This window comes from Occallatibacter riparius (assembly GCF_025264625.1).
GTDB lineage: Bacteria > Acidobacteriota > Terriglobia > Terriglobales > Acidobacteriaceae > Telmatobacter > Telmatobacter riparius.
On the sequence record NZ_CP093313.1, the window covers coordinates 1,242,108 to 1,259,551 of the forward strand.

Annotated in this window: 12 protein-coding genes; 1 reads left to right on the forward strand and 11 read right to left on the reverse strand. The window is 55.1% G+C overall.

The window, feature by feature from the left end; translation table 11 throughout:
* Window positions 1–323: 323 nt before the first annotated feature.
* From MOP44_RS28025 to MOP44_RS04945, 11 genes are all read right to left on the reverse strand, one after another.
* Window positions 324–890, reverse strand: coding sequence for a carboxypeptidase-like regulatory domain-containing protein (locus tag MOP44_RS28025; protein WP_390905474.1), 567 nt, complete (start codon window positions 888–890; stop codon window positions 324–326).
* Complete coding sequence (locus tag MOP44_RS04900; RefSeq protein WP_260794795.1) at window positions 887–3,331, reverse strand: RHS repeat-associated core domain-containing protein; 2,445 nt, start codon at window positions 3,329–3,331, stop codon at window positions 887–889. The genes MOP44_RS28025 and MOP44_RS04900 overlap by 4 nt, the downstream gene beginning before the upstream one ends.
* Window positions 3,328–6,900, reverse strand: a complete 3,573-nt coding sequence (locus tag MOP44_RS04905; RefSeq protein ID WP_260794796.1) for an RHS repeat protein — start codon at window positions 6,898–6,900, stop codon at window positions 3,328–3,330. Before MOP44_RS04905 ends, MOP44_RS04900 begins: the two co-directional genes overlap by 4 nt.
* Before the next feature lie 140 nt (window positions 6,901–7,040).
* Window positions 7,041–8,519, reverse strand: coding sequence for a discoidin domain-containing protein (locus tag MOP44_RS04910; RefSeq protein ID WP_260794797.1), 1,479 nt, complete (start codon window positions 8,517–8,519; stop codon window positions 7,041–7,043).
* A 1,160-nt stretch (window positions 8,520–9,679) separates the two neighbouring features.
* Complete coding sequence (locus tag MOP44_RS04915; protein ID WP_260794798.1) at window positions 9,680–10,720, reverse strand: hypothetical protein; 1,041 nt, start codon at window positions 10,718–10,720, stop codon at window positions 9,680–9,682.
* A gap of 222 nt (window positions 10,721–10,942) precedes the next feature.
* Window positions 10,943–11,365: an SOS response-associated peptidase gene (locus MOP44_RS04920; protein WP_260794799.1), complete on the reverse strand. Its 423-nt coding sequence runs from the start codon at window positions 11,363–11,365 to the stop codon at window positions 10,943–10,945.
* A gap of 13 nt (window positions 11,366–11,378) precedes the next feature.
* Window positions 11,379–13,088 (reverse strand): group II intron reverse transcriptase/maturase, encoded by a 1,710-nt coding sequence (gene ltrA, locus MOP44_RS04925; protein ID WP_260794676.1) that lies wholly within the window; start codon window positions 13,086–13,088, stop codon window positions 11,379–11,381.
* Window positions 13,089–13,574: 486 nt separating this feature from the next.
* The gene (locus tag MOP44_RS04930; protein WP_260794800.1) at window positions 13,575–14,006 is read right to left on the reverse strand and encodes an SOS response-associated peptidase; all 432 of its coding nucleotides are present in this window, start codon (window positions 14,004–14,006) and stop codon (window positions 13,575–13,577) included.
* Between the two features lie 181 nt (window positions 14,007–14,187).
* Window positions 14,188–14,409 carry a hypothetical protein gene (locus MOP44_RS04935; protein WP_260794801.1) on the reverse strand — a complete coding sequence of 74 codons (222 nt, stop codon included), beginning with the start codon at window positions 14,407–14,409 and terminating at the stop codon, window positions 14,188–14,190.
* Window positions 14,410–14,418: 9 nt separating this feature from the next.
* The gene (locus MOP44_RS04940; RefSeq protein ID WP_260794802.1) at window positions 14,419–14,988 is read right to left on the reverse strand and encodes a recombinase family protein; all 570 of its coding nucleotides are present in this window, start codon (window positions 14,986–14,988) and stop codon (window positions 14,419–14,421) included.
* Window positions 14,989–15,383: 395 nt separating this feature from the next.
* The gene (locus MOP44_RS04945) at window positions 15,384–16,421 is read right to left on the reverse strand and encodes a hypothetical protein (RefSeq protein ID WP_260794803.1); all 1,038 of its coding nucleotides are present in this window, start codon (window positions 16,419–16,421) and stop codon (window positions 15,384–15,386) included.
* Window positions 16,422–17,225: 804 nt separating this feature from the next.
* Between MOP44_RS04945 and MOP44_RS04950 the strand changes: the two genes are divergently transcribed.
* Window positions 17,226–17,441, forward strand: a complete 216-nt coding sequence (locus MOP44_RS04950) for a helix-turn-helix domain-containing protein (RefSeq protein WP_260794804.1) — start codon at window positions 17,226–17,228, stop codon at window positions 17,439–17,441.
* Window positions 17,442–17,444 lie beyond the last annotated feature (3 nt).

Sequence of the window (17,444 nt, forward strand, 5' to 3'; positions counted from 1 at the left end):
GCCGACTTTGGATTGTGAGAGGGACGCGCGGCGCAGGGAGCCGCGCAGTGCTTCGAAGAATGGGGCCTGGCTCATCCGACCTCCGGACAGCTTGCCCGCACTCAAGGCCCGCTTGCTAGCCAGAGGCGTTTGTACCTTCTGATGCGAGCTTTCGAACCAGAGTTACTCCACAGCAACCGAAGTTACTCTGCAGCTCCCATCTGGGGGAGACGTGTCCCTATCCTCCCGACGCCGTAGGCGGCGATGTTCTGCAGCGGGCAGGATCGCTGCCAACGATAGGCCGCAGACGCGCTACAGGGGAGCTAGAGCGGCGGCTAAGGGGCCTACTGCTTGGTAGCGACGAGCACATGGCCCGGTTCGTGCAATACCGTGTTCGTGGCCACTCTATCCTGGATACTGCACGTCGAGAACCCCAGTGGTGAGGACCCGCTGGAACTTGTAGCCGATTCAGTTCCGAGATCAGCGTAGCTACAGGAGTCCATTCCGTGCGGTCTCATGTGTACGCGCAACACCTGCTTCTTCCTTTGGTTTTTCACCACTCGCAGTGGAACATTTGCCGCACACAGAGGATCGGCCTTGACAACTAGCCGATATCGTCCAGGCGGGACGCCTTGCAGAGAGAACCTGCCGTTTGCATCGCTTTCCGTGGCGGCAACTAGGTTATGATCGGTCTCCGTAAAAACGCCAACGCACACTTTCTGGACTGCACCTTGCTCTGGATCGGTTATTGTCCCCTTTACGTCTTGAACAACCAGAGGGCCGTAGTCGATCTGATTGTGATTTTCGTATTCAACCACGCACGGCGAAGCCCCCCCTTTTTTCTGTGCGAACGAGGGTACTACCAAGAACGCCCCTGCAATGGCCAATAGAGCTAGTTTTCGAGTGCTCATTTGTGATCCGCCTGTAATTCGCCGTTAATGATCTTTTCGGCCTGCTGCGCATATTTCTCTGTTGGAATCAGCGCTTGACTTGCTGCCGTTATCTTTTGCATCACATCGGGCGGATAGGGGTAGTGTTGACCTTGCATTGCGGCGTCGCGGTCGTTTAAAAGCTGCTGGATTTTGACAGCCTGGGCTGGATTGTAAATCGCGAACTCTCCGTGCTCTCCTTCATGCCCGAACACCTCCGCTAGTTTTTTGATCGGTGAATCGAGAACCCCTTGAAACTTGTTAAAGCCCGGTACAAGATCAGCCCCAGTCACACTGGAGATACCCTTGATTTGCTTGAAGTCAAGTTGGAGCGTCGCGTTGGTGAAGTCTTTTCCGTCCGTTGTAAATTGTGTGATTGTGAATAGACCTGCTGTACCTGCGCCCAGACTGGAATTTTCGATCGTGAACGTCCGCGAATTCTCCTGCAAGTCGCTAAGAACTTGGTGCAACTCGGGATGTGTATAACTGCCATCCTTGTTTGTCTGGTTTGCGAGGTCCTGAACTTTTTGCCAATCGTTCCCACAATGCTTTGCGTCCTGTTTACAAGCAGCGTCATCAATGATCATCCCGGTCGGGTCGATGAGCCTCAGCGGATTGTTCGCGACATAAGCATACAGATTCAGTTGTTGCGGATTCGCAACGCGCGCCGGTGTGACAGTAATTGGATCGGGGCTGAGGAAGCGTCCCATCGTAGAGGCATAGTACCTGGCGCCGAAGTAGTCGTTACCGGATTCGGAGTCGCGTTCTTTGCCGGTGAAGTGATGCTCGGTGGCATCGGCAACATCCGTCGTGGAGACAGGTACCACGGACAGGCCATCGCCATAAGGTAAGCCGGTGAAGTTGAGAACGGGATTGCCAGCGTAATCGGTCTGCTGGCGACGCGTCCCCAGCCAATCAGAGAGGTGGAAATAGACCTTGCCTTCGGTTGCGCCGCTCAGATCCGCATCGTAGGTGGCGATTTGCTGGGCCGCTGCATATACATTGGTTTGGGCAACTCGCCAGGTGGGAGTCTGCGTGCCGGAGGTGTTGGTCAACTCCGTCAACTGCTCGCCGCCAATACCCAGAACGTAAACCTTTGTTGGGCTGAAGCCGTTCGACGTGGTGTCGCAACTGAAAGTTGAGATGGTCCCCTTGGCGACGCGCCGCCCCTCGGCGTCATAGAGGTACTGGGTCATGGAGGAGACCCCAACAATCGATTCCCGGACGGCACAGATGCGGCCTTCTCCGTCGTACAGGTAGGAATTGCCGTTGGTGCTGTCCGCGATAACGTCTCCGGCAGCATCGTATTGGTGCAGGCCGTCCGACATCTGATTGTTGCCATTGTAGCTAGCGCCGAAGCTCGGACCCGAGGAGACCGGACACGAATTGGCTCCGCCGTTCGAGCTGGAATAGGCGCTGCCGGAACTGGTCTGCCAGAGACGGTTGCCGAAATTGTCATACTGCCAGCAGAGGTTGGGATTCGGATTGTCCGCCTGGGAGCCGGCGGCGGTCGCAAGCCGGTTGAGAGTGTCGTAGGCGAAGCTCCAGGTCCCGTTCACCGAATCTGTATACGCAACCACATTCCCAACGGGATCATAGCCCGACAATCCCCCCGTACGTATGATAGAGAAGTTGTAAAGGCTCGCGCTGGACGTGGCCTCCGGTTGCGCGGAGACGTCGATGGACAGGGCTGCAGCGTCGTATTGCTGAGGAGAACTGGTGTCTTTTACCTGGACAGTGAAAGTTGAGCCCGAACCAGACGAAGTTGGCGTGCCCGAGATGACGCCCGACGAACTGAGCGAGAGGCCTTGAGGCAATGAACCCGAGACCAAAAGCCAGGAGTAGGAGTTCGAGCCGCCGGTGGCGTGCAGAGTCGCGCTGTAGGAATGGCTCAGGGCGCCGTCTTGCAGGGAACCGGTGACGATTTGAACTGGATTCGCGCCATATCCAGCCTGACAGGCGCCTGAGTAAGTGCCCTGCATCACCACAAACGGAAGACCATTGCTGGCCCCTCCGTTGGCGATGACCTCAACAAGCCCCGTGAGGGCATTGGCAGGCACGGAGGTGATGATTGCAGTTTCACTCCACAACGAGATCGGTGCCTGCACGGCAAGGGAATTCGGATCTCGAGTTCCGTTCTTGTATGGAACAAACCATACCGAGCCGCCTTGACCAAAATCAGACCCGGAAAGGATCAATGGGGTTCCCACAGCCCCGTACGCCACCTGACCGGAAGAGTACACGCCCCCGGCCACGTGAATTGACAGACCTGCCATGGCCGGATGCCCCGCATCGATGTTGCTCAGCACAGGCGATTGAGTCTGTGCAATCCCCGACACCGTTGCAGTTGACAGGAGCAATCCGAACAACGCCTTGATCGCTCTCATCGCGGGATGGCTCACTCCTCGTGATCGGTCGATCATTGCTGCGCTCCTGTCTGGCCAGTCACCCGAAGCCGATTGTCGTAGCTTCTGCCCGCCGCTATGTGAGGGCCGATCAGCCAATTTGAAAGCGCATCGAATGGCGTATACCCCTGCGCGGTGAATAGACTTGCAGGATGTGTTCCGTCGTTCCATGAGCTGGCTACCGTACTCAACCGGCCAGCTAAATCGAAGGTCTGCGAGAATGTCATCGCTGCCTGCGGATAATTCCCAACGGAGCCGGTTGTAGTGCCGCTACTGAAAGCCAACAGATTCCCTGCTTCATCAAAGCAGTACTGCAGGCCGTTGTTGCCGGATAGAGCGGTGCAGTTCACTGCAGGAGTGGAAGGAACCGCTGCGCTCGTGCAATAGCCAGCCACGCACTGCTGCTCGCTTACGATTCGGCCCATCACGTCATAGGCGCCGATTTTGCGAAGAGACTGATACCCAGCGGGGGGAGAGGGCGGACAAGCACCGGTCTGGGTCCACTCGGCTGCTAGGCGTCCCGTTCCATTTGGGCGGTTGTCATACTGATAGCAACTCGACAACGCGCCCGCCGGGGCGCTTGAGTAGGTCTTCGATAGGAGCCTGTTGAGCGAATCGTAAGCAAATGAGGTTACGACGCCGCGTGCGTCCGTTCTCGCTACCAGATTTCCGTCTGCGTCATATCCGCCACCGCACGCCCCGGAGCTCCAAACTCCATAACAAACCGTCCCCGTCTCCGGGTTGTAGGCTGTGAGGAGTCTCGACAGGCTGTCGTATGTGAACTTCCTTGGGCGCCAAGTTGCCGGCGCAGCTGCGCAGGAGGTAAAAGTGCCTCCACTCCCTCCATCCTGTGCAGCACAGGTCAAGTTGCCCAGCGGATCGTACACGTAATAGGTCTTAGCGGCATTTGGCTCGACGACGAGCGTCACACGTCCAAGGCCATCGCCTGTGCGCACCCATGAATTGCGATTCTCGTCTGTAAATGTGACTGTCGCGCCGCTGTATGACCATTGTTCATAGCTCGAGCCGGGAACACACGGCCCTGAGCCGTTGCCGTTGTCCTGGTTGCACTTGTAGCGGACCCTACCAAGACCGTCGTAAGCATACGTGATACAGCCACTTGTACTTGATCCCGTTGCATATGGATTACAGGTCGATTCGACTCGGCCCATCGAATCGTAGGTAGTATCCGACTCAGCACCACTCGCCGCCGTGACAGTTGTGGGCCTTGCCAGCCCATCGTACTGGACGTTCGCGTTGCGAGTCGCGCTTGGCGCGGCAGCAGTCGATGAGTACGCGAAAAACGGCGGAGGTTTGGCGTTGCACGTTGCTCCCCCTTCATCGCTATAGCAAAAGGTTGATCCGCCGCCGTCTGGATTACTCACAGACAGCGGCCGTCCCATATAGTCGAATGAATATCCGGTCAGATTCTGACTCCAATCGGCATGGCTGGTCCGTCCGCCTGTGAAATAGTCATACTGATAGGTGTCATAGGCTCCGGTGGCATACGTCACCTTGTGCAAAAACGAGTTAGTTGGGCTGCTCGATGTGCCATACGTGAAGGTCGTTCCCTCGGATCCCGGCGCACCGGCTGAGAAGTTTCCCGTGTCCGTGTAGGAATAAGTCGTTGTATTGCCCTTCGGGTCTGTGCTGCCGACACGCTGGCCTGTCAGGTCGTATGTATTGGTGCTTACAAGCCAAGACGTACAGCTCCCGCTCGAAATCACTGCGCAATGTGCTTCACTCGTCAGGTTACCCCGGCCGGATTGCCTACCTACCGCATAATTCGTGTCATCATGGTTGAGCGCTCCGGAGGTCAAGCATATTTGTGAATTTGAACAAAGGGCCGTTTCATCGTATCCATAACGGGCAATGGAGTAGGGTACGCCATTTCCGTCGGCGATCACCACCTGCGAGGGTTTATTAACGACGTGTGCTGCCGCGAGACTGGCAGCAGTCGCGCAGGAAGTCGGGGTTTGGGGACAATAGGCCTGAGAGTAGGCATAGGTTGTGAATGTCTTGCGCAGCCAAGGTATCGAACTTCCCGAATAGAAATCCGACTCATCCTTCTCGGTCACATTTCCCCAGCTATCGTAGGAATACTGAACAGTCTGCTTCACTGCGGGGCTCACGTCCCAGTAGGTCGTGGTTACTTGATATGGCATCCCGTAACCTGGACTATAGCTGTAATATGAGGTAGCAACCGAACGTAGGTGATTGCCCCCGTTCGAAATGTCGCGTTGGGTCTCCTGGTAGGTCCCAGCCAAATCATGATTGAAAATGGTGCCGTATGCAAATGCCTGGTTGCTGGAAAAGGTCGTGGTGGTTCCATCTGGAGCGGTTTCTGTTGTAGTTATTCCACTACTGCTTAGATCCTGGTATGAATACGTCCAGTGCCCAGTCGTTCCGCTCCCGTCGGATAGGAATATATCCGTCACCACAAGTGTCGAAAAGGCGGATATCGACGGGGTTTTGCGCCCGATGTTTCGTATGGCCCAACAGAACTCCACGTTGCCGCCAGTCGGAAATGTGATGCTCGTAATTGTGCCGTAAACAATTTGATTCGCACATTGAGCATTTGGCGTATACCCAAACTGATAAGAGGTTTTGTCAGGATACTGGATGCTCGTGATGCCCGTAACCGAGGAGTTCGCCGGGGTGTTATCCACCGCTATGGTCATGCCTCCAGTTCCCGGAGCATAGGGCGCTGTGATCTCGCTCGTTAGCGGATGTGGCATGGCAAAGCTACCTAGCGTGATCTTTTGGGAAGTCGTTGTGTAGCTTAACAAGGCTCCGCCAGGGCCGTATTTCCCATCCACCCTCCTTCCTTCGCTATCTTGAAAGTGATTTACGTTTCCGTTTGAATCTTCCAGATAGCCGCTTTGGGAGATGGTCGTGCCGTCCGGCTCAATCGCCGAGGGCACGTTGTTTGTCAGGAACGTTTGCAACCCGGAGCTGTCGGTCGTCGCGCTCGACGTGGTGTTCGTATAGTTGCAATTCGGATTAGTTCCGCTGTAATTACTTAGGGTGTTATTCAACACTACTGAAACCACATTCAGGTCATGAGTGGCGCCATCCGTACTGTTGTAGAGCGAAGGCCCTGTAATGTTGCATCCCTGGATGGTACCGACTTGGGTTGGTACCCCATTCACTACCCCGTAGATGGGCTGATCTGGAATGGATTGCCCATTTGTATAAATCACTGGTCCGTTCGAAGTCCAAGGGCCGTTGGGAGCAAACGACGGAGGAGTCTGGTCGGCGCCGACCCAACTGTATGCTGCGAGGTTTTCTTGTCCTTGCTGGCTGATTCCTTCGAACTGGAGCGTCACGGTTGATGAAGAGTTATATGAGAGGATATCGCCATAATGGGGTCCGCGCCCTCCCGACAAGGGCTTATTCAGGGGGATTTGTATCGTCAACGCGCCGGTCAGAGGGTCGACTTTCCAGATGGATGGCGCTTGCATCGGCCCCGGTGGCCCGCTGGGATTGTTTGCATCGGCAAGATTCCCCGGAGGTTGCTGGGCGGCGGTGCTCACCGTGGTCAAAGGTAATAGCATTCCGAGGGCGAAGATGAAAGCCGTTTTCATTAGGAACTCTCCGTGCAGCAACTCGGCTGGGCTCTTTTGCCCCCAGACGTCTTTCTATTCAAGGATTCAGTCACGTATTGGCTGGAGCGTTCTGCATCCGACCAACACGAGGATGCCCTCTTCTTGCAGGTGCTAAACGGCTACTGAAGCGTTACGAGAACTTCGATAACACCGTCCCCAGCCTCCAACGATCCCATAGCTTTGCCGATGACCGCACCAAGCATGCGGGTCCGATCCGTCCCCTTCATCGCGTAACCGGTCTTGGCAGAGGTCACTAATAGGTCGCCGCGATGTATGGAACCGTTCTCAGTCGTCACATTAGTAGGAACAATGCCGACCATGGCCATCGGAATCTCTTCTCCAGTGTCCGGAAAAGTCTGCCGCCTTCCCACGACACCTGGCTTTGTTGCGAACACGCCAGCAACCGTCGTTGCGTAGGGCTGCGACGACTTCCGGATGTCACCCTTTTCGCCATCCGAGATCACGAGGACATCTCCAGGCCCATAGGCTTGCTTGTCGCCCACCGGATCAACTGCTTCAGCGTAGTCACCGCCGCAGAGGACACCCGTCCAGGCTGTGGTTTGCACGGCGCCGTTAACATCCCCGGTGAAACGAAGGCCGCCATTGATTTCCAGCTTTGCTTGCGGGTTTGGGGCGCCGATGCCAACGTAACCAGAATCCGCGAAGGTTATCAGGTCTGTGGTGACAGAGGAAGACCGTTTAGAGAAGTAGAACTTCCACCCTGTGCCGTCGCCGATGAATAGCCTTCCGATGGTAGGAGAGGCGAAGCCGCCAGACAGCACGGGGTTATAGTTCGTTGCGGCTGGCAGATCAGCTCCGTTTCCCCCGGCCCTGATACTTCCATTAACATCGAGAGAGACCGTTGGAGTTGTGGTGCCGACTCCTACGTTACCCGTGGTGGAAAGCACCACGTTATTACTGTTAATCCCAGGGAGCGTGCTCCACAATTCCTGCCCAGACATTCCTGCGCCTTGGGTGGTATAAACTCTTAGTCCGGAGATGTTGGAAACACTCTGGCCCGATTGAAAGGCATTCACGGTAAGACGAATGTAGCGGGCTGTAAGGCCAGAAAAGCTGTTGAAGACATCGGCCCTTGTATTGCTTGTTACACTGACTACATTTGTATAGGTATTGTTGTCCGTACTGTAATCGATGGAATAGCTCGCAGGTATATACCGGTAATCGCCTGCGTAGTAGGCTGAAAAGCTAATACCGTTAATTGCCGTGACCGACCCGCCCAGATCCACCGTTAGTTGCTGCCCAGTTGCTGTCGCTTGCCAAATGGAACCACCTCCTCGATAGGTAGGACCCCCATTGGATAGTGTGCCGCCCGTAATCGTGACCGGCGCGCCAACGGCAGCATCTTTGGCTCCAAAGATTTCGACAACGCGTTGGGTTGCGGTTGTTCCGACTATATCCAACGTACTTCGAGGAGGAGTCGTGGTCCCGGTCCCGATCCCCACGTTATTGCCGTTCACAACAATTGGTGAATTGCTAAGTTGGGTAGCAGAGTTCTTGAAATACGGGACAGTATTCACTGTCGTGCTGCCATCTGTTGTCACCTGGCCGGTCGCCCCAACTGCTGCCATTGCAGCCATAGCTCCAAATCCTAGGTCTAGCCAAAGTCTCACTAGCTTTCTCATCGTCCGTATTCCCTTCTTCGTGCGGTTATATCTTTGTGAGCCAAAGGATTCTGGCTACGCGCGTCTAGCATTTGCGTGGTGCGCAATGGATTCTGGACATCCATTTGATGGAATGTGGCGAAAACGAATTGTGCAGTCCCGAAAGCAGCCCTGACGCACGGCGATAGGAGCACCGTGAAGCGGTAAATTGCTCTACGGTATGCCTGTGTTGTAGCTCGAAGGGGCATTGTGATCCCTAGAAGCCCTACTCACCAAGTTACGAAAGGTCAGCACACCGAGGTAACAATGAGGCGCATGGCAACCGCATTGGATACCCTTATCAACGCCGCGCGAGCCAGAATGAGGCAACATGAAGCCCGGTGACTATCCGCTGCACTCTAGCCAATCCAGGGCCGCTGCGCGCCGAGTTCTGGATCTGCGAACGACGGAAGAGGGGGAAGGCGCACTCATCCAGTTGATTGCGGCAGACGACCCGCCCGGTCCAGACCGGAAATGTACCTGTCCGCGACCCGCTCCAGGCACATTCGAGATTTGCAGGTGCTTCGTTGGCCGCTGGTGATTTCCCGCTCCGCTCCAATCGCTCACGCGCGGCTGCGCGCGCAATGCTTGCCGCGAGACAGCAGAAGATAGAGCGGCGGGAGGTCATCATTTGCGCCCATCGGATCGGAGAGGCACCATACGTCACGGATTGGACTGAGGACGCAAAAGAGGGAACGATGGGGCGTCTCGTTTCCATCCCAGAGGGTATGACTTTGGCGCAGGGCTTGCGGACGCTCGGCGGGTATTCTGCGCGTGAGATCGCCCAGGCTGCGGAGTGCCACCCGGAACCTTTGGATGTGGGAACCCTTCTCTTCCTGTGCACCGGTGGCTCGAACTCTGTCTTGCAGCGCGGGCACTGGATAGATGACCAGCCTGTCCGCAGAATTTCACAAGGCGGAATCTGGTATCCACAGTTCGGGCAGGTCGTGGAAAGATCGAGCCTTTTGCCTGAACCGCTGAGCTTCATCGATGAAATGACGTTCTGGTTCAACAACCGTTCCAAACCGTATCTGTACCGCAACACGTTGACGAACCGCCTCCGGCCCCAGACTCTTCAACACCAATACTCTTATTGCCTAATTCATCTGATTATGCCCGAGGCAATACCTCATATCATCCATCAGATTTGTTCCGACTAGACACTGTTCGGTGCTATGCAGTTTTCCTTTTCTATCTCGATAGGAAACGTATACGGCTACATAAATCATGTACTTTCCGTCGAAGAGTTTATTGCCAGTATCAGCGGGTTCGTTGGTTGGATCCAAATCGATCGGAGAGCCCGGATGCCCCACAACCAAAGGCTGGGCATACTCCTTACCTGGCAAAATATCAATTGCAGGACTCCCGAAAGGTTGCTGTTTCAGTCGATTGAAAATCAAGTCTTCAGTTGACGTGCCGGGAGGCCCAAAAAACAAATCGCCGTTCTCTGATACGGATTTGGCTATTGCATCTCCGCCGTTGGATTGTTCTTCTTCGACCTCTAGCCCGGGATGCGGTGAGGTTAGTTGTTTTTTCATATCTCCATGTAAACCCTTGAATCGTAGGACAACCCAGGGCCTACGAACGTCAGGCGTGGCCGCCGGATGATTCACGACTGTTTGCGGGTAAATATTGGTGACTGAAGGCTTGGTGAATATGTTATTAAACACGTCCTGAATTCTTGATATCAGTTCGGATTCGGTTTCTTGGAGTGCTTTGTGAGCTCCATACCCGGCCAACGATCCCAAGCACAGAATGAGGAAATACCCTGCAACCTTAACAGCCAGTCCCTTTGCCGCGACTACTTGGGATCGGTGGAAACCTAACGCAAAACAGGCAGCCGGTAATGCTAAAAACAATTTGGATAGAGGAATCATAAGCGGCCCCACAATTCCAAGCGCCGCAAGCACGGGGCCAGATTCCAGGAACCTGAACACTCCTTCTTTTGTCCCAAAATCAGGTTGTCCGGATGAGGCATCCTTTGACCCAGAATTCTGTGCCGAACTATGCTCCAGCTTGCGCTCAAGGTCCGATATCGTTCTCCCCTGATCCTGAATGGTGCGACGGAGGTCGATATTGTCGGCTTTCTCAGCGTCGAGCGCAGAGACCACCTTGTTGTACGTGTTCTTGGAAACCATGCGCGGAAATGGTCTCAACGGACACCACCTTGTGTAAAGGTGATAATCCTCGTGGCTCAAAGTCTAGGTGACAACGCGCATCGGACAGACTGACGCCCCGGCAAGTCCGCAGAATTTCGGCAGGCAAAATCTGGTATCCACAATTCGGGCAGGTCGTCGAAAAGTCGAACGCCTTGCCTGAGCCGCTTAGCTTCATGGCTCCATTGTCCAACTTAATCCCAGTCACAGCGCGTCCACGCAAGTCGGGTCATTGTTCCGCACGTTTCCGACTCGCGCATTTACCTTCCATGCTGTCATCTCCTCCGCGTTGTAGGGCCTCAACAGATCAACTGGCAAATGCGATGATTCTCCGGGTTCAAGCCATCGGCCGTAATCCTCCGGGCGCAGGATCACCGGCATTCGGTTGTGCAATGGCTCCGTTAACGCGTTCGGGTCGGTCGTGACTATTGTGTACGTTTCGAGTACCTGCCCGGTGACTCTATCCTTCCATCGGTCCCACAATCCAGCGAACGCGAACAGTGCGCCATCCTTCAATCCAATTGCAAAGGGCTGTTTCGTTTTCGCGTCAACCTTCTGGTCGAGTAGGCGGGCGGCGTTGCCGCCGTCCGCCCCTCTAAGAACCGTGCGTGAGAGTTTCCAACTCACACGGCTCAAGCCTTCATAACGCCTCCAGCGGGAGACGCGGTGCGTAGAAGCCGCAGAGACGACTATGCAGTGCGCGGTGACATTCGGGATGAAGGAGCTGACAGTTGGAGGCGCCGATAGTGCCGCCCAACACCCGTGAGGTGATGTAATGGTTGTGCCATCCAGTCTCGCGTGTGATGGGATCGCCACAGACAACGCATTTCCCCTGTTGGGTTCGCCAGAGATAAAGCAGCGATTTATAGCCCCACAACGTGCGAGCCATATGCTTGCTTTCGCGGGCCTCGAAGTATGTCTCCCAAGCCGGGTGATATGGATTCGCGTCCCGCCGGATCTTGACGTGAGGACGGATAGGCAAAGATGTTGCATGGAAGAGCCATACATTTTCTTTGCGTCCGTCCCCAAGCTCTCTCACTCCGAAGAAGCACCAATCGCGATTACCGCGCCGTGCGAAGTACTTCCGCATGACCCAGCGTTTCCCTTTGCAGGGATGTCGCTTCAGTGCCCATTGCCACAGCGCCTTGAAAATGGCGTAATCAACACGGCTGAAGATGCGCTTGCTCTGCACGTGCCCGTGGTACAGGGCCCAGCCGCGTACTATGCGGTTGAGTTCCCTAACCAGTTGCCATGCAGGGGCAGACTGCGCCCTTCGGATTACTTCACGGACGTTATCCAGCAAAGCCTGGATGTTCTTGCGAGACGGTTTAACCAGCAACTTGCCGTTGCTGTACCGTCGCAAGTTTTGTCCGAGGAAGTCGAAACCCTCTTCGATATGCGTGATCCTTGTCTTTTCCGTCGATAGTTCTAGTCCGCGTTCACGGAGGAACTCTTCGACCAGCGGCTTCACTTCACACTCCAGCAGTTCTTTAGTTCTGCCGGTGATGATGAAGTCGTCGGCGTAGCGGATCAGATGGACCCCAGCATTACGACCTTTCTCCGATCCCTTGCCGCTCACTGGATATTTCTCCCGTAAGCGTCGTTCTAGACCGTCGAGAGTCAGGTTTGCCAACACAGGCGAGATAATCCCGCCTTGCGGTGTTCCCAACTCGGTCGCATGGAAGAGGGACTTCTCCATGTATCCCGCCTTTAGCCATTTGCGGAGGATGCCTCTGTCCATTGGGACGTGCGCAACCAGCCACGCATGACTAATGTTGTCGAAGCAGCCACGGATATCGCCTTCAAGCACCCACTGCGGATTGCGATGACACAGGACGATGTGACAGCCCATGATCGCATCTGCACACGAGCGCCGTTTGCGAAACCCGTACGAGTCAGCATCCGCAATGGTTTCTGCCACTGGGTCAAGCGCGAGCAGGTGTAGCGCCTGCATCGCTCTATCCCTCATGGTCGGGATTCCAAGCGGACGCAGCTTTCCGTTCGACTTCGGGATGTATATGCGACGGAGAGGTAGCGGTCGATAGTCGCCGCATCCCATCGCATCTACTGCAGCCATCTTCTTTGCGGGCGTGTCCCACGTTACACCATCCACGCCTGCGGTTTTCCTGCCTTTGTTCTCCGTCACTCGCCGCACGGCCAAGAGCTTTCCGTCCCGCGAGTGCGTGAGCAGTCGTTGCAAGGCTTTCACCTTACCCCATCTGCCTTCTTCCACTGCCTTCACGATACGCACCTGGAGCCTGCTCACGTTTCTATTCACCGAGCGCCAATCCACTTCGCGCCAGCGGTTCGAACCGTGGGAAGCTGCACCAACGGATTGCTCCGTCGTCATCTGCGTTGCCTCCTTTGCCGGTTAATCAGGTTCTTTCGTGATTGAAGACCAGAGAGAAGTCAGCTCGCTTTCGCGCCAGATATCCATCCGTATCCATCCCATTACAGGATGGCGTTCGCTTTCTCTCTCCTCCTTTACCCGCATCGCCATCGTCCGGCCTTGCGGCCGTCCTACCCTTGCGGGAGCGATTCGGGTTTAACCTGTTCCGTTCCGATGACACGTGTGGTTTAGGCCCTCTCTACAACACCGGCGGCTTTGTTTGCCCATGACGGAAGAGAATGGAGCTTCCGTACCCGCTGCAATCGGAGCCTATCAGCATCTTTGGCTCCTTGTTCTTGACGATGCTTATGAGAGTTCGCATATGCTGGCCATGCCACTTACCCTAGCCCCTGTCCGCCACGATGCTGGCAGACCTGACCTTGTCTCGCGACTCGATCAGCAACCTTGCGGCTGCGGTTACATTGTCAGAGGGCTTTCAACGGCTCGTTACCGAACCGCTTGACCTCCTGGGGTACTGCCGATGGGACGGCAGGTCCGGTCATGTGGCCACGCCGGACAATCATCGGAGCGACTTGCAGGTCGCACCCATTCATAGAACCACTCGGCAGGGACGAGGCATCGCCGGTTCTTCATTGCCTCTTTGAACGCAGGGCTGGTGGTGATCGTCTCCGCCCGCGCGTTGATGGTGCTAAAAGCCGCCTTACCGTCCTGCGACCAGAACGGGACTAGACCCCAACTCATGACCGTCAGTTCGCGTCCGCCGGTCTCGCGGTCGAAACGCACGACCGGCTGCATATCTGTGGGAGCGACGTTGAAGGAAGGCGCGAAGTAGGAGTCATCGAACACATTCGTGTTGCGAGCCTGCATCCACTCCGCGATGCGTTGTTTGTCTGCTCGTCTGCCGTATCGACCGCACATTGGATTTCCTGCAAGTCTCGCTTTCCCCAATCTTCGCAGCAAACCTTCCCGAACGCGTGATGGAGAATCCTATGAAGAGCGGGTCAACCTCGAAAGGTGAAATGCAAAATATGGAAATCGAACGGACTCTCAAAGGCCTTGAGCAACTGAATTCGCCGTAATTTGTCCGCGCCAGCCTCACCTATGCGTCAGCCGTGAGCAATGTCGGATTCGTCTCAAAGTGCTGGAGATATTCGAGACACCTCTTCACAATCCGCTCCTTGGGTTCGCCCGTCTCGACCGTGTTCTGAAGGGCCAATAGAACGGTGCTGTACTCCTCCTGATCGTCCCCGTCCAAGTTGAGATGGGGTAGGACGGCGGCATACTTCAGTACCAAAGCATCGAGGTCTGTGAGAGTCGGCATTCTTCATCATTAGCGGAAAGCGTATTGATACAAGGTCTCGCGACTGATACCGAATTCCCGCGCAAGTGCTGCACGCGTCTCCCCTGCTGCTACACGCGCTCTGAGTTCCTGGGCACGGTCAGGCGTTAACGACGGCTTTCGCCCCTTGTAGACACCCTTTTTCTTGGCGATCGCAATGCCTTCTCTCTGACGCTCCAGAAGGAGAGTCCGCTCAAACTCTGCGAAGGCGCCCATTACGTTCAGAAGCAGTGTAGCCATAGCGTTGTCCTCGCCGGTGAAGGTAAGGTGTTCCTTCGCGAACTCGACAACAACCCCGCGCCCAGTCAGTTCTGTGACGATCTTTCGGAGATCGGGCAAGCTCCTCGCAAGCCGATCCATTGAATGAACTACCAGAACGTCTCCATCTCGTAGGTAATCAAGGGCTGCCCGCAATTCAGGCCGCTTGGTGTCGCGCCCGCTCGCCTTGTCAGTGAAAACCTTGTCCAGTTGAATGCCGTCCAGCTGCCTGTCGGTCTTCTGATCTAGCGTCGAGACACGAATGTAGCCGACTCGCTTGCCGCCACGTCTTGCTGCCGTCATCCGATGCAGCCCTCTCCGACTGTCAGGATAGACTCTAAGACGATCAGCAGGGACTGTCAAGAAATTCTAATAATGATCCTATACTGACGTCGAATGTGTCAGTTCGATGTGTCTAGTTGAGCTATACCCATCTCTGACGACCACTCGCACCGCGGCGCCGAATCAATAATCCTAGCGGGACGCACGGTCGGGCCGCGGCTCACTGTCCGGGTGAGTCATGCCACGTCAGTAGCCTGTCTCGCTCGGCGGGCGCAGAATGGGGCCAATAATCTCGATGGCAATAAAACGGTTGACGCACATGTGCGCCGTTTCGACCGGAAATAAGGCGGTTGACGCTGGTTTCCAGAAAGAGGGCTAGATGTACGGTAGGAAGGCCATCTGGTTGGTGGTGGTCATTAAGGTTGGTTATCTCCTTTTGCGTATTTGGAACATTTCTCGCTTGGTCCCGATGCGGGGCCGGTCGTTACGTTCGTGCAAAATCTAGCCCAATGAGTCTGCCCAAAGATGTCCAAATACCATATTTCTCCGTATGCCATAACCCACATCTTGCGGTTCATGAGTCCGATGATTTCCTCAGTTGTAAGTGGATCGGGAGTCGCGTTGCGAGATATGCCGTATGGGCGAGGCTTAAAGCGCGTCAAATGGGAAACCTCGGTAGTGTCTTGCGGGTAAATAGTGGAGACACTTCCAATAGTCGCGGCTTCATGAACGTAGTTCATTTCCGCAGCGTTGGGGGGATCATATCGAGAATAGGCCCACCACCCGTGCGTGTCGCTTGGAATCCGGTAACTGGAGAAATCTATCGGCACGAAACCTGGGGCGAGATGAGGTTCTATCCCTACTGGAAGGACCTTGACAATGGCTATCCACTGAACCTTCTCTGCAACCGTCTTGCCTATGTTTTTGAACCTGACTGGCAGGTCGATGGGTTGGCCAGCGGTGAAGTCCCACTTGTTTTCTGGCAACTCGAATTTAAGCCAAGCCCTCTCATCCAAAAGCATTTGATTTTGCGCGGTGGCAGCGGACTCCTGAGCGGCTTTAGTAGATTTGACCAACAGTCCCGTTTGCTTTTTGGCTTCCACGAGAGATTTATCCATCGCCTGCCATTGCTGCCAAGCGAAATAGGCGTAAATGCTGGCGGAGACCAAAGTGAGGAACGTGATCCCTGTAAGGGTCCATTGAGCCCAGAGATTTTGGCGGTGACGTCTGTCTTGGTTGGTTTCACTGGACTCATCGGATTGGTTTTTCTGATTGGCAAAATCGTTTATCGCATGCACTACCTCTTCCCGCTGGTTTTTGTCGGATTGTTGGCGTGCTATGTACTGATCGGCTATGGCGGAGGAACCCTTTTGAAAAGTTTCTCGCAAAGACACAATTTCAGTTTGGACTGCTGCAATCAGACCTCTGAGTGATTTCAGGTCGGAAGGGCGCATAATGGTGAGAGATGAAACACGAATATCACGAAGGCCCGAAGGCTGGCGAGAACTTTACGAAATTAGCAACGTTCTCGATGTACTCGAGCTCATTCATTCCGTTCCGCGCGCAATCGCGCATCATGTTCAAAACGATCTCAGCCCTGCGGTCCAACACATCGTCCAAGGTTCCGTTGGCCTGGAGTTTCTTCGTCTCCTCTGGACGGGCCTTCAGCTGCCAGATCTCCGCTTCCCCCCTGATTCCTTGGAAGAGTTCCGTCCTTCGGAGCTCCTCCAGAGGTTTTCTCGCATTCGCCTGTCTCTCATGGAGCAACTCCTGAATGTGTTCGCATAGTTCTCCGGGATCGTCTGGCACGGATTCTCGTCCGCATCACGGCTATCTCGACCTTCACGAAGGCACATACCGCGCGAAAGGACCGGAGGAGGAACTGAGTCGCCAACACTGCAAGGGCGAGCACGGTGAAGCCCAACACGGCCTCATAAGCCATAAGCCCGAAATCTATTCTGGCGTTCCAGTCAGAGGCCACCGTTCCAGTAAACCGATCCCAGTGAGGGGGAGCGGCTAAAAACCAGTGATTGCCAAGGCGGTGGAGAAAGAAGGAGCTTGGAAATTGTTTCGCCCATACGGGCGCCTCAACCCAGGGCGGAAACAGCATCAGCCAAAGACTGAAGCCCAACGCCAAGATCGCATAGATTCGAAGAGCTTTCATGTGGAGCTGCTCAAGCAGGAATGCAAATCAGTGTACATCAATGTGACTCATAGGGTGTGTACTCATCGTCTGAGCGCCGCGATGATGGCACCTGATGCCCGTCGACATCCGGATTCGATTTGGCCGTGCGATTCGCCGCATACGCGAAGAGCTGGAAATCAATCAGGAGGAGGCGGCAGATCGTTGCGGGCTTCATCGCACGTACTACAGCGGCATCGAAAGAGGCGTCCGGAACGTCTCGCTGCTTAATATCGAGCGGATATCAAAAGGTCTCAAGACCAGCCTGCCTGACCTGTTTAATCGAATGTGAGTC